This window comes from Amycolatopsis sp. NPDC058278 (genome assembly GCF_042881395.1).
GTDB lineage: Bacteria > Actinomycetota > Actinomycetes > Mycobacteriales > Pseudonocardiaceae > Amycolatopsis.
On sequence record NZ_JBHVXZ010000067.1, the window covers coordinates 43122 to 55709 of the forward strand.

At 69.5% G+C, this 12588-nt stretch carries 11 protein-coding genes and 3 pseudogenes; 3 read left to right on the top strand and 11 right to left on the bottom strand.

Going from position 1 to position 12588, the window contains the following annotated elements; translation table 11 throughout:
- Window positions 1–52 precede the first annotated feature (52 nt).
- Complete coding sequence (locus tag ACFVYA_RS30225) at window positions 53–553, top strand: hypothetical protein (RefSeq protein ID WP_387049799.1); 501 nt, start codon at window positions 53–55, stop codon at window positions 551–553.
- A 117-nt stretch (window positions 554–670) separates the two neighbouring features.
- On the opposite strand, the gene ACFVYA_RS30230 is transcribed toward ACFVYA_RS30225, so the two are convergent.
- Window positions 671–1843, bottom strand: a complete 1173-nt coding sequence (locus ACFVYA_RS30230) for a hypothetical protein (protein ID WP_387049800.1) — start codon at window positions 1841–1843, stop codon at window positions 671–673.
- Between the two features lie 351 nt (window positions 1844–2194).
- A pseudogene (locus ACFVYA_RS30235) lies at window positions 2195–2354 on the bottom strand (IS3 family transposase); the annotation flags it as partial.
- Window positions 2355–3015: 661 nt separating this feature from the next.
- On the opposite strand from ACFVYA_RS30235, the gene ACFVYA_RS30240 reads away from it, so the two are divergent.
- Window positions 3016–4455, top strand: a complete 1440-nt coding sequence (locus tag ACFVYA_RS30240) for a PQQ-binding-like beta-propeller repeat protein (RefSeq protein WP_387049802.1) — start codon at window positions 3016–3018, stop codon at window positions 4453–4455.
- A 372-nt stretch (window positions 4456–4827) separates the two neighbouring features.
- On the opposite strand, the gene ACFVYA_RS30245 is transcribed toward ACFVYA_RS30240, so the two are convergent.
- From ACFVYA_RS30245 to ACFVYA_RS30270, 6 genes are all read right to left on the bottom strand, one after another.
- On the bottom strand, window positions 4828–5106 hold the full coding sequence (locus ACFVYA_RS30245; RefSeq protein ID WP_387049804.1) for a hypothetical protein: 279 nt from the start codon (window positions 5104–5106) through the stop codon (window positions 4828–4830).
- Window positions 5107–5530: 424 nt separating this feature from the next.
- The gene (locus tag ACFVYA_RS30250; RefSeq protein WP_387049805.1) at window positions 5531–5995 is read right to left on the bottom strand and encodes a cupin domain-containing protein; all 465 of its coding nucleotides are present in this window, start codon (window positions 5993–5995) and stop codon (window positions 5531–5533) included.
- A 54-nt stretch (window positions 5996–6049) separates the two neighbouring features.
- A complete protein-coding gene (locus ACFVYA_RS30255; RefSeq protein WP_387049807.1) occupies window positions 6050–6961 on the bottom strand; it encodes a hypothetical protein in 912 nt (303 codons plus the stop codon).
- A 61-nt stretch (window positions 6962–7022) separates the two neighbouring features.
- Complete coding sequence (locus ACFVYA_RS30260) at window positions 7023–7463, bottom strand: peptidase inhibitor family I36 protein (RefSeq protein WP_387049809.1); 441 nt, start codon at window positions 7461–7463, stop codon at window positions 7023–7025.
- A gap of 30 nt (window positions 7464–7493) precedes the next feature.
- On the bottom strand, window positions 7494–8435 hold the full coding sequence (locus ACFVYA_RS30265) for an alpha/beta hydrolase (RefSeq protein WP_387049811.1): 942 nt from the start codon (window positions 8433–8435) through the stop codon (window positions 7494–7496).
- A gap of 77 nt (window positions 8436–8512) precedes the next feature.
- Window positions 8513–9373, bottom strand: coding sequence for an NAD(P)H-binding protein (locus tag ACFVYA_RS30270; RefSeq protein WP_387049812.1), 861 nt, complete (start codon window positions 9371–9373; stop codon window positions 8513–8515).
- Between the two features lie 719 nt (window positions 9374–10092).
- Here ACFVYA_RS30270 and ACFVYA_RS30275 point away from each other — a divergent pair.
- A pseudogene (locus ACFVYA_RS30275) lies at window positions 10093–10464 on the top strand (serine/threonine-protein kinase); the annotation flags it as partial.
- A gap of 120 nt (window positions 10465–10584) precedes the next feature.
- Here the strand turns inward: ACFVYA_RS30275 and ACFVYA_RS30280 are convergent.
- The 3 genes and pseudogenes from ACFVYA_RS30280 to ACFVYA_RS30290 form a co-directional block, all read right to left on the bottom strand.
- Window positions 10585–10965: pseudogene (locus tag ACFVYA_RS30280) on the bottom strand (galactosylceramidase); the annotation flags it as partial.
- Window positions 10966–10987: 22 nt separating this feature from the next.
- Complete coding sequence (locus ACFVYA_RS30285) at window positions 10988–11158, bottom strand: hypothetical protein (protein WP_387049816.1); 171 nt, start codon at window positions 11156–11158, stop codon at window positions 10988–10990.
- Window positions 11159–11474: 316 nt separating this feature from the next.
- Window positions 11475–11750, bottom strand: coding sequence for a hypothetical protein (locus tag ACFVYA_RS30290; protein WP_387049814.1), 276 nt, complete (start codon window positions 11748–11750; stop codon window positions 11475–11477).
- Window positions 11751–12588: the final 838 nt, after the last annotated feature.

A 12588-nucleotide genomic window follows, 5' to 3' on the forward strand; every position in this document is an offset into this window, starting at 1 on the left:
CACGAGACTGCCCCGGCCTCGCGGTTGTCGCACACCATCGATGGATGCGAGAATGGAGAAAACCATGCGTAGTAAGGGGAAGAACAATCCACTGCCGCTCATCCACGCCGCCGTAGTGGCCGTCAGTGTCTTCTCGATCGGCGCGGTCGTCCAGCACAACATCGCGAACGGCGCGGCAGGCTCGCCCGAGTCCGTCATCCACGCCACGGTTCCCGGCACACAAATCGGCGTTCTGCTGCCGGGTGAAACCGCGTACGTCACCCTCACCCTGACGAACCCGCACGCCAACACGAAGGCCGAAGTGCAGCCCATCTCCGCCGGCGACATCGTCATCGACACCCTCGCGAACCCCGCCGACAAGCCCTACTGCCACGACCAGATCGAACTGTCCACCGTCGGCGCGGACCCCCACCTGCCCACCCTCGCGAAGCACGAGGCCAACCACCCGTACAAAATGATTGATGCCGTGAAGCTCAAAGCCGACACCGACGTACGCTGCCAGGGCATGACCTACCACACCACATGGTTCGTCCACTTCAAGGCCGTCCACTAACCGTGGTGTTGTTGCCGGGTCTGTCCGCTGCTCGGCAGCGGCAACACCTTCGGTGTGCCGGTGGTGTTGCCGCTGCCTTCCGGTGCTATTGGCCCTTCATGCCGCTGCTGCCGTTCGTCAGAGGCAGACGCCAATGCCGCCGGCCGCGCCATTGGCGCCGTTGACACCGTTGATGCCGTTGACGAGGGCGATGACGTCCGTGCCGCCACCGCCGGTGACGGTCCCGGAGTTACCGACACCGCCGGCACCCAAAGTGCCGCCGGAGCCGCCGGGGCCGGCCGCACCGGGGAGGCAGCCGTTGCCGCCGTTTCCGCCTGCGCCGCCGTTACCACCCTTGCCACCGGTCACGGTGAGGGTGTCGTCACCGAGCCCGCCGTTGACGGTCCCGTTGTTACCGACACCGCCTGCTCCGCCCGCGCCACCGGCTCCTCCGGCGCCACCGGGCGCGCCGAGGCCGTTGCCGTTGCCGCCCTTGCCGCCGGTCCCGGCGTTGCCACCGGCCCCGCCGGTGACTTTGATCGTGTCAACGTTGCCACCACCGGTGACGGTGCCGGAGCTACCGAGACCCCCGGCACCGCCGACGCCGCCTTTACCACCTGTGCCGCCGCCGTGCCCCGCGCCGGAGTTCCCGCCGTTACCGCCTGCGGCACCGAGGCCGCCCAGGACGGTGATGTTGTTCGTGTCGGCATCGCCGGTGATGCTCCCGGAGTTGCCGATCCCACCGACGGCACCTGCGCCACCGACGCCGCCTACGCCACCCGCACCGGCGGAGGGGCCGCCGTTGCCGCCGTTGCCGCCGGTGTTGCCAAGGCCACCGGCGCCGCCGGTGACGGTGACGGTGTCGTTACCGGCACCGCCGTGGATGGCTCCCGCGCTGGCGATACCGCCGGCGCCGCCGGCGCCCCCGACACCACCTGCGCCCCCTGCGCCACCGAGGACTCCGTTACCGCCTCCTCCGCCGAGACCGCCCGCGCCGCCTGCGCCACCGATGACGGTGATGCCGTCCACGCCGTCACCGCCGTCGATGATCCCGGCGGTGGTGACGCCGATACCGCCGACACCACCGGCCGCGCCGGCCCCACCGGCGAAACCGGCCGGGTGTGTGCTGGTGCCGTTGGCGCCGGCACCGCCCGCGGTGCCTATGGAGCCTGCGGTGCCGGTAACGAGAATCGTGTCGTTGCCGCCGACGGCGAGGATGCTGCCGGCAACGGGGGCGCCGGTGATGGTGATGCTGTCGTTGAAAGCGGTGCCGGTGAGAGTTTGACCGCCGGGAATGCCTGCGGTGCACACGATGTTGTCCCCGGACCCGTTGGGGGTTCGGGTGCACCCGACCGGATCAGCGCTGGCTATGCCAGGGGCCAGCAAAGTCAACCCTGTCGCGAGACCCAAACCGGTCAGGCCCCGACAGACCCGTCCGGCCGTGGTCATCCGTGCTGTCGGTCTCATGATCAATCTCCACTCGTGGGGTGGATCCGGGCTGTTGCCACGGTTCCGAGTGGGTTGATGACCAGGGTCCGGGACCACTACCCGGGCCACAGCGTTCACCCCCTCAGCTCGGTTGGCAAGACGATGGGTGGCCAGTCACCCCCATGCGAGTGGGTTTCTTTGAATGGAGTGAATACGGGGTTGGGCTGCCCAGACGCGACGCTCGCGGTGGTACTTCGTCTCGACCCAGGACACGATCGCCAGTATCGGCTCTTCGCGGGGGGCGCCGGCGACGCGTGTCCAGGACGTTTCTTTGCAGTAAGGAAAGAATGATTCCATTTGCGGCGTTGTCACCGCACGCGCCGACCCGGCCCATCTATTTATCCGGCAGATTGCCCTGTGCGAGGTAGGCGGCGTTTCGCTGGATCTCGTTCTCCTGTTCGAGCAAGCGGTTGCGTTACGCAGTTCCTGCAGATCAGCGGACTCGTCCCGGGTGCCGTCCTCGACGCCGGCGCCGCGCAACCAGTTGGCCGGGCAGGAATCGGAGATCGGGCCTCGCCGCGGCGGGTGTGCTGCCGCGATCACGGTGGGTCACCTCGGGAGTACGGGTCGACAAGCGTGGTGGCAGGGCAATCACGTCCCGCCGGCTTGAGCGCCTGGCATCGGATCACCCCGGGGTCGGCGCGTGGACAGCAGGCATTGCACCGGGAGACCGTGGGCCGCCGCTCAGCAGGCCGATCGCCGGCGGCTGGACGACGCCCAGCCGGAGCACGCACCGCGCATCGGTACCGAATCCATCCGGTCGACGGATCGCCGGGCGGGAGGCTGCAACCGGTGCACGGTCCCGTTCACCTCCCAGGTTGCGGATCTTGGTATCGTCCCGCGTTCGTTGAGGTCCGGAGCGGAGGGGCACCGTGAACAAGGCCGATCGGCGACGCCGCAGACGCAGGCCGAACCTCCGCCGGCAACCCGTGCCCGCTGCACAACCCTCCGAGACGCCGAGTCCGCCTTCCCCGAGGAAGCGTGCGCCTGTCCTGATGGCGGGTTTCGTGCTCGCCGCGGCGGTGCTGGGCATGGGGATCGTGCTCCACGTGCTCGGGTGGACCGCGCTGAACAGTGAGGCGGGTGGCAACTGCGGCCGGTTCGAGGGACCCTGCCCGCAGGGGCTGACCGGGGTGCTCTTGCTCGCCTTCGGGTGCACCTTCGCGGGGCTGGGCGGACTGGCCTTCATGGACAGCGCCCTCGAGAAGCGGGGGACACTGCCACGGCGCCACCGCCGCTGGAGCGCGATCATCGCCGTCGTCGGGGTGCTGGCCGGCGTCTGGCCGGGTGCGCTGGTCTACGACGGACTGCGCGGAGAGTTCCTGGAGGTGCGGTGGTCCGCTCCGCTGGACCGGCCCGCCGGCGTGACGGGTGTGGGCAGCTGGGTCGACGGTGACCTCGTGGTGCGGGCCCGCACCGACCGGCTGGTCGGCTACACCACCACGGGGACCGCCTGGACGACGGAGGTCCCGGGCCGCGCGGCGCTGTGCACGATGAGCCGGGACGTCGAGGACGGCGTCGGCCTGGTCGGGTGGGCGGCCGACGGCCAGCCGTGCGCAACCGTCGTGGCGGTGGACCTGCGCACCGGCAAGTCCCTGTGGCAGCTGACGCGGACGGCGAGCGACCGGTACGGCGACACAATTGCCGGCGACGAGCTGGCGGTCACCCCGGGGCTCGCGGTCTTCACCGAACCCACCGGGCTGAGCGCCGTGGGACTGCGCGAGCACGACGAACGGTGGCGCCTCGACGTTGAACCGGGGTGCACACCTGCCGGAGTGGCAGCGAGTGCCGACCAGGTGGCCATGCTGGTCAACTGCGGGAACGCGGGCCTGCGCGTGGTCGTTGTGGACCCGGCGAGCGGGCGGGAACGCTGGCGGGCGGAGGTGCCGGTCGAACCGCCGATGGCCTCGGTGGCGCTGCTGGCGGCGCGCCCGGTCGTGGTGCGCGCCGTCGAGGAGGGCAGCCGGACCGAGGACGTCGTCATCTCCTTCAGCGACGAGGGACAGGTGCAGGCCCGCATCCCCCGCTCCGGCCCGGACTACGACATGCCGCCGGTCGAGCAGGCCTACTGGCGGGCGCGACCGGTCCGCCGGCTGGTCGTCCGGGACGACCTGTTGATCGCTCCCGTCAGCGCCCCTGGTGAGGACCGGCGCACTGCCGTGGCCGCGTTCTCGCTGAAGACCGGGACACAGCTGTGGCGCACGGCCATCGACGGTGACGTGGTCACGGTCGAGTCGACGACCGGTGGGCTGGTGGTGGCGACCAACCGGCTCTACCTCGACGAGCTGTCACCGGCCGACGGCGCCGTAACGGCGACGCTCCCGGTCCGCGGTGAGTGGTGGGTCTACGACGTCGACCTGCGCAAGGTGGGCGACAGGTACGCCGTCATCGCTTCCGACGGCACCAAGGAACCACCCGTCGTAATGGTCGGCTAGTACCTCGGCAAGGAATCACCAGGTCTGCCCGGGATCGGGTGCTGCGGCGGCCGACCAGCTGAGTTCGGGCCGGCCGCCCGTGAGGCTGCTGGCCGCGATCCGTCCACTGTGCGTCAAGGCAACGAGAACGCCGGGCATGCCCGGCGTTCTCGGTCACGATTTCGGACATGGTGAAGACCTCGATGTGACGGGAGAAAAAAGGGGACGTCGACAGGGCCCGCACCGGCACTGCCGGGGGCCTGCACACTCCGGAGCTATCCGGAGATGTCGACGTCACCTGCCACGACTGCGCTCCTCGAAAGAGATCTTCGGCCCGAAGGTACCAGGGTTGTCCGCGGGGCGCCGGATGACCACGGTGGATGCGAATCGTGGTCACCGGAGCGACGGGCGGCCGGGCCGGCCGAGCTGCCGCGCGAGCGGCAGCGCCGCCGTCACCTCGTCGATCAGCTCGGCGAGTTCGGCCGGCCGGGAAAGGAAGGGGGAGTGACTGCCGGGCAGGTGCCGGACCACGGTCGTCATCCGTTCCGTGATGGCCCGCTTGACGATCGGCTCGGGCATCGCCCGGTCGTCGTCGCAGACGATGAACGCCGAGGGGATTTCCCGCCGTGCCGTCCGGGGCAGCTCTTCGGTGAACGCCTTCGCGGGAGCCATGAGCGCGTGTATCACCGCGGGCGAAATTCTGTCGCCACGGCACGTGCCCAGACCTGCGGTCGCGATGAGCCCGCCCAAGGCGTATCCACCCGGCAAGGGTGCGTCCTGCCCGTCGCACGGTGGGGGTGGCAGCCCGCTCGAGCCGGGCCGGGGCCGGGGAACTCAAGCCTCGACGGGAGGTGCCGGGGTGCCCGCCTCAACGCCTTCAACGCCGCATGAGAGTGCACCCCGACGGACAACCGATCAGCGGCAGGACCGGATGTTCCGACGAGACAGGTTGACGGGTCGCGGGCCGGCGCCGGGCGCGGTGGGTGGTCGGGAGCTTTGCCGGCTCCGCCCGCTACCCGATCGTCCTGGCGCGACTCCGCCGGGAGTTGCGGATCCGCGCCTCCATCGATGGGCTCGTCCGCGGCCGGAACACGCCTCAGCTGGGCTCCTCGTACCTGATGTGGTGCCTGGAGGCGATGGGATTGACCTTCACCGGATCCAGCTCGCCATCGGTGAGTACCGACGGACCGGCCTCGAAAAGATCTTCCAGGTAGCACTCCCAGCCGCCGGGCGAGGAGATCTGCAGAACTCGCGGCGGCGGGTCGGACGCGGGGCGCAGCGCGTGCGGCACTCCGTGCGGCAACAACACGAACGTGCCCTTCGGAGCGGTGAACGCGCGGTCGTCGAACTCGACGCCGAGGTCACCGGCCAGGACGTAGATGCACTCGTCCGCGATGTCGTGCGCATGCCGGGGGATGGCACGGGCCACCGTCGTCTCCAGCATGGAGAACCGGCCCTCGGTGTCCGCGGTCATCGCCTTCACCGCGAATGCTGGTGGCAACGGGACTCGACCGGGTCGTACGGCGCCCGGTTCGAGCAGGATGAAACGGTCGTCGGTCATGGGTGTCCTTTGCTCGAGGGGAACCGGAATCGGAGTTCCGGTCCTGGTTCGTCGTCAGCCGTTGACCTCGCGCGCCACCGCGAGCTGCTGCTGTTTGTGCTCCCGCTCGTGGAGCAGATCGGTGGTGTGCCGCCGGACCAGCACGTCCTGCACGGCCCGCTCGACCCCGACCCAGGCCCGGACCCAACCGACGCTCTCCTTGCACCGCACGTCCTGGGTGGCGACGGTGATCTCGTGCGGAGAAGGCCGGCCCGCGGCGAACGCGGGGTCGTTGATCGCGGCGTCCGGCCGCGCGTAGTGGAAACCCGCTGCCGCCATGCACCGCGACCACGCTTCGGCCGCCGCGGTCACCGGCGGTGTGGTCCGGGTGATCTCGTGGCTGCGGCCGCTCAGTGCGAAGCTCACCGGTTCCTGGCCGGGCTTCGCGTCGCTTGCGAGTGTCCGGTTCGCCTCGCCCGCGCAACCCCCGGCGGGCACGTCGCGGCCGCCGACCTTGCCGGCGTGCACGCCGGTGATCGCCGAGACGACGTCCGGCGGAGGCTGATGAGCGGTGGTGCCGGTGCCGTGTGCGGCGAAGACCGCCGGGTCGCGGTAGCCGTAGGCCGCGGCCTCGCCCGCGTCGACGAGACCGTACCGCCGCGGCTTGGCCGCGTCCCGCACGGGATCGACCACGGGGAAGGTGAACTCGAGTCCGTGGTCGGCAAGACAGTGCTCCATCAAGGTGTTGCGCGCCTTGACGACCTCCAGTTCTTCGGTCGGTGTCAGCACTGACCGGTCCAGCGGGAGGTCGAGGCCGTGCACCGCAGACAGATCGGCGGGCACCTTCCCCAGCGCGGCGTCGAGATCAGCCGCGTCGAAGCCGGACGTGGCAACGGGTGCCGTCGAGCAGCCGGCGAGCGCGGCCATCGTCACGGCTGCGGTGACGAACCCGGCCGCTCGGCGGGGCAAGCGGTCGGATGTGACCACGGCTGGACCTCCGAGGGGCGTTCGGGGTCGCGCCGCGTGGGCGCGACCCCGAACTGTCCGGCTAGAACTGATCGCGGTTGGCGCAGTCGGAGTAGGCGCCGAAGCTCGCCGGCCACTTGAAGCTCGCGTTTTCGTTCTTCATGGTCGCGTTGAAGTTGCCCGAGGCGTAGGCGCCGAACGTCTGCGACGCGAAGCTGCCGTTGCAACCGCTGTTGTAGTAGACCGTTGCGTAGTAGGCCCAGTTGTTGACGGCCGAGGCGGCGTTGTTCTTCACCTGGACGCCGCGGCCGTTGGTGCCGCCTTCGTTGAACGTCTCATTGTCGAGGTTGCCGTCGGAATCCACGTAGTCGGCGCGGGCGCCGGCGAAATTGCTGTTGAAGTAGAAGCAGAAGTAGCCGGCATCGCATCCGTGGATCACCGTCGCCGGCTGCGCCGGAGCGGCCTCGGCAGCCGGGGCCGCGGCGGCCATCAAAGTGGTGGCGGCGGCCACGCCGATCGCCATTTTCCGGACTTTCGACATCATATGCTCTCCTCAGTGTGATTGTGCTTTGTCGGGTCGAACCGCTCGCGAAGGATCGAGCAGGTGGCGGTGCAAGAAGGACAACTCGGCCTCGACGGCCTGCTCGTGGCCGTCCAGGAAGGGCTCGTAGTGGCCGCCGGGCATCCGGACGAGTTCCCCGCGGGGTGCGCGCCGGGCCGCGCGGACGCCCGGTTCGGCGAACGCCGTCTGATCCTGGTCGCAGACGAGGACCAGCAGCGGGCACCGCACGCGGGGAGTGTCGCGGCCTGGCCGGTAGAAGCCGAACCAGAGCGGGGTACGGGCGGCGATCGACTGCTGCCATTCCGGGTAGCGGTTACCCGGATTGAGCGCCCGGTCGCCGTCGAGACCGTCCGGCGTGGTCAGGAACGCGGCCGTGCTCGGCTCCCCGGCGAGCGGCACGAGCAGGGGCTGCCTGCCGAACAGGCTGCCCACGGCGTCGAGGAGACCTCGGCCGATGAGACGCAGCATCGGGAGTGGCTTCCGGTGACGCATTGTCTTGAGCGCGGCCACCCGGCCGTCGGCCAGCGGCGTCTGCGCGATCGCCGCCGCCAGCCGGGGGTTGCGCGCCGCGAGCCGGAAGGCGTGGCCGCCGGAGAGGGAGAAACCCCAGATCGCCAGCTTCGCCGGGTCGACGTTCGGCAAGGTGGGGGCGAAGTCGATCGCCGCCTGCCAGTCGGCCAGCTGCTCCTTGACGCGAATGACCTGGCGCGGCCGGCCCCCGCTCTCCCCGAAGTGCCGGTAGTCGAGGGCGAGGACGGTGAACCCCACCTCGTGGAATCGCCTGGCGAACGGGTCGGTGCCCGGTTCCTTGGTCACCCCACCGCCCGCTGTCATGATCACGCAGGCGCCGTTGGTTCCCGGATAATGCCAGGCGACGCACTCGGCGTCACCGCTGACGAACCGGACCTTTTCCCGGTCTTCGGACACGCGCACAACGACCTCCCGGTTGATGCGACTCGGCGGTGGCAAAGCCTTCTCGCGGAAACGTCCGCGACGGATCGTCTCCGGTGTCACCCGGCCGCCTCGAAGTCGGCGACGTGGTCGGCGGCCCATTCGGCGAAGGTGCGCGGCGGGCGGCCCAGGATCTTCTCGAGTTCCGGCGTCGGCGGGAACTGCGGGCGTGTTCGGTGCGCGGCGTAGCGAGCCATCATCGCGGCGACGAACGGCTCCGGCAGCCCGTTGGCCACCATGCCGCGCGCCGCGGTTCCGGCCGGGACTTCGTGGAACCGAAGCGGTTTCCCGAGTGCGACGCCGATCTGCCGGACCATCTCCTCATGGGACAGCGACTCCGGGCCGGTGAGGTCGATGCGCCGGCCGAGCAGTTCGTCGTCGGTGAGGGCCTTCGCCAGCACCGCGGCCAGGTCGCGTTCGTCCAGCGGCGACTCCTCGAAGCCGGCGTACACGTAACGGACGTCGTCGCCCGCACGGATTTGCCCGCCCCACGCGGTCAGCGCGTTGACCGCGAACGAGCTGGGCCGCAGGCTGACCCAGCCGAGACCGCTGGTCGCGACCGCGTCGTCGGCCTCTTTGTTGCGGTCGCCGCGCAAGCGCGACGGCTGCGCGTCGAGCCGATCGTCCACATTGGCCGCAGCGAGCGCCACGACCCGGCGGACGCCGAGGTCTCGAGCCAGCGCGACGACGTCATGGGCGGCATCGCCGACGGCGCGCGAGTGGAGGAACAACGCGTCCGCGCCGCGCAACGCGCCCACGAGGGTTCCCGGCCGTTGCGGGTCGCCTTCGACGACCTCGACACCGGCGGGCAGCCCCGCATTTCGCGGCGAGCGCGTGACGGCGCGAACCTGGTGGCTTTCGACGAGTTCGGCGGCCAGGAGGCGTCCGATGAGTCCGGTGGCCCCGGTGAGCACGATCATGGCAAGCCCTTCCCCCGAGCGGCGGGCCCCGTTCGAGGTCACCCGCCTGCCTGAATTTCAGGTAATACGGAGACCATATCATATGAAGAACGTATCAAGTGTCCTCGATACGGGCTATCGCGGCACCGGACGGCCGTGGCGCCGAACGAGTCGGTGCGCGACCTGCACAATCAGCTTTCGGCCCGAGGTGGCGTGCGGAAGGGGAAGCCTTGTTCGCCATGGACCAGGTCGACGGCGAGCCGAAGGTCGGCGCCACACTGCTGCGGTTCGGCCGGGGCGGTCGCCTGCGCCTCGACAACCAGAGCGGGCAGCTATCTGGTTCGACTGCGAGGGCGCTCCGGATGGCTCCGGGACGTGGACTCGGAGCTGCCCGAGACGTCCGTCCTTCACTCGCCAACCGGACCCAGGTCGCCATCTGGGTCAACGAGCAGCTCGTCACCCGGAGAGGGCCCGGATCCGGCTCGAGGTGATCAGCGCAGCGGACAGGTGCCCCTTCCGGGCGGCGATCGGGGCACCGCCCCTGTCTCCGGTGAGGTTCGGCGACGCTGACGCCTGCCCCGCGCGGGAAGCCCCGGTAGCGGCGGCGGGAGCGGCACCGGCGAAGCGGTGTTTCGGACGGTGACCTCGACCGGCGGTGACCGGTCTGCACACGAAGTCGCGTTTGCGGGCGCTTCCGTGGTGGGTACCGGAGGAACAGCCGAGCGGGATGGGACGGGCCGATGACGACGAGCTGCCGGGATGATCGGCGGGCGGTACGAGACCGGTGCGCCAGCGTTCAGCACCCCGGGATCGTCGCGTTGTTCGACAGCGGCGCCGAGGGGGACTCGCCGTACCTGGTGATGCAGCTGATCGACGGGGAGAACCTCGCCGAGCGGTTGTGCACCGGACCGTTCACGGCGGAGGAGGTGAGCGAGCTGGCGGTCCGGCTGGCGGATGCGCTGGCCCACGTCCACGGCCTGAACATCGTGCACCGCGATCTGAAGCCGGCGAACGTACTGCTCGGTCCCGATGGCCCGGTGATCACCGACTTCGGCATCGCGCACGCGCTGGACTCCACGCGGATCACCGGCACCGGCTTGGTCACCGGCACGGCGGCCTACCTGGCGCCGGAACAGATCCTGGGGGAGCTGGCCGGGCCGCCGGCCGACGTCGGCATTGCGGAAGGTCGCGTTCCCGGAGACCTGGTCGGCCCCGGCCCACCCCGGGTACTGGTCGCCCATGATGAGCTTGACGTCGCTGTAGCCGTTGGCGTTCAACGCGTTGCGGACGTCGATGGTGAAGTCGACGTCCCAGTGGCGCTCGTTCTGCACGGGGGTCAGGTAGTCGATCTCGAGGTTGTGCTGTTTCGCGCACCCCAGCCACGACAGGTAGTAGCCGATCATGTCGGTGGACAGGAACGTGCCGTTGCCGATCCAGCCGGGCGCGCCCCACGCCAACGCCGCCAGCTTGATGCTGGGGTTGCGCGCCTTGGCCTGCTCCATGATCCACCACTCGTAACCGGCGTTGCAGTTGATCACCCCGCGCGCGTGCTCGATGCTGGCTTCCGCCCCGGAAGTGGAGTTGGTATCCCCGCCGATCTCGACCTTGAGGATCTGGCCGCGCTGCGGCTCGGGGTTAGTCGATCAGCAGCCGGCTGTTGCCCCCGCCACCGCTGACCGCGCCGACCCCGTCGAACGTGCGGCCACCCGAGGCGCCGTTGACGGTGATCGACCTCCTGCAGATGATCGACGGGTGCCCGCCGTGTCGATTCGGGCAGGTGTCACCGCAGCGGTAGCGGCAGGTCATTCATGAGCCCGTGCAGGACCGCGAACAGATCTCGGCGGCGCCCGGAAGGCGGCGCGGGTGTTCGGCCGCTTTCCGGACGTCTCGTCCTGAGCCCGGCGTGGCGGTGGTGGCGATCAGGGGCGAGAGGGCCTGGCCACCGCTCCGCGGATGCGGACGAACTCGACCCGGTTCACCGCGAGGCACCCCAGCGGCTCTTGCTGGACATGTCCGGCGTGTACTGACTGTGGCGGGGGTGGCCGAGTTGTTCACCATCGTCGAACCGCCGTCGCAAGGGCGGATCGACGACGTCTCGCCTGACGGTTGCCCGGGTGAGCGGTCAGCGGAGGGCAGCGCCAAGGGCCGTTCCGAGCAGGACCGGATCACAGATCCAGGCGTGACAGAGCGGCTGGCCGTCGGGTGTCAGGGCCGAGACGGCTGTAAATGCGCTGGCCAGCTGGTTCAACGCGGCCGGCGGGTCGAGTTGCGCGAACTGCCCGAGCGGCTCCGCCGCCGCGTAGGCCTCGGCCTCCGACAGCATGGCCGCGCACCGCTCCCGCCGGCCCTGCTCCAGCAACCGCGTCAAGGCTTCGGTGTGCTCGGCCACGTCACGCACGCCGACCAGGCCGTACCGCCATCGAGCGGGCTCTGCTGCGTGATGTCGTCGCTCACGGTCGTGCACGCTCTTCGTCACCCGATCGGCTGCCTTCAGAAAATCTATGTCGCCCGGGGTAGACATTCAACGACCGGCGTGTGTAGTGTTCACCTCGTACCGAGAGAGACAACGTCAAGCAGGCGCGGGAGAGGACGTAACTACCCGCGAGGTGAGACAAGACGGTCAGGCAGTACGGAGCCGATCAAGGGAACAAGGTTTCGGCTGGTGACCGGGAGCATTACTCCAGGACCGGGTCGTGAAGAAGGTTCGACCGAGCAGTACCGGTCCTGGAGCGGAAGTGCAGGACGCGGGCAGAGGACGTGTGCCCGCGACGTTCAGCAGTATCAGTAACTACAGCAGTTGCAGTATCGGTAGTTGAAGATCAGCAGTACCAGTAGTTGTTGTGTGCAAGTGCAGTTGCAGGACATGTCAGGTGGCCGGGGCCGATCAGTGAACGGGGCTTCGGGCAGTGACCAGCGGCGTCAGCGTGCTGGGACCGATCAGTGGAAGGGTTCCGGCAGTGACGTGCGCATCGAGCAGTGAAGTAGCAGTTGTAGTAACTGGTAAGTGGAAAACACAGGAAAGAAGGGAACGGGAACATCATTGGATCGCCCGCAGCGGCTGGGTAGCGCCGCGCGGGTACCGCAGTCCCATCGAGTTCGGAGGTGGTGCTCGGTCACGAGTAAGCGATCCCCGCGGGATCCGGCTTTCGGCCGGACGCGGGTGCAGGAAGCCGGCGGTCGCGCCGGTTGACAATGGTGAAGATCCCTACCCTTGAGGACCCCGGGTGCCGCAGTGG

Excerpts from the sequence above, each read along its gene's own strand:
- ACFVYA_RS30250 (WP_387049805.1), bottom strand. The coding sequence starts at position 5,995 with ATGACCGACGACCGTTTCATCCTGCTCGAACCGGGCGCCGTACGACCC.
- ACFVYA_RS30260 (WP_387049809.1), bottom strand. The coding sequence starts at position 7,463 with ATGGCGATCGGCGTGGCCGCCGCCACCACTTTGATGGCCGCCGCGGCC.
- ACFVYA_RS30240 (WP_387049802.1), top strand. The coding sequence starts at position 3,016 with ATGGCGGGTTTCGTGCTCGCCGCGGCGGTGCTGGGCATGGGGATCGTG.
- ACFVYA_RS30225 (WP_387049799.1), top strand. The coding sequence starts at position 53 with ATGGAGAAAACCATGCGTAGTAAGGGGAAGAACAATCCACTGCCGCTC.
- ACFVYA_RS30270 (WP_387049812.1), bottom strand. The coding sequence starts at position 9,373 with ATGATCGTGCTCACCGGGGCCACCGGACTCATCGGACGCCTCCTGGCC.
- ACFVYA_RS30285 (WP_387049816.1), bottom strand. The coding sequence starts at position 11,158 with ATGACCTGCCGCTACCGCTGCGGTGACACCTGCCCGAATCGACACGGC.
- ACFVYA_RS30245 (WP_387049804.1), bottom strand. The coding sequence starts at position 5,106 with ATGGCTCCCGCGAAGGCGTTCACCGAAGAGCTGCCCCGGACGGCACGG.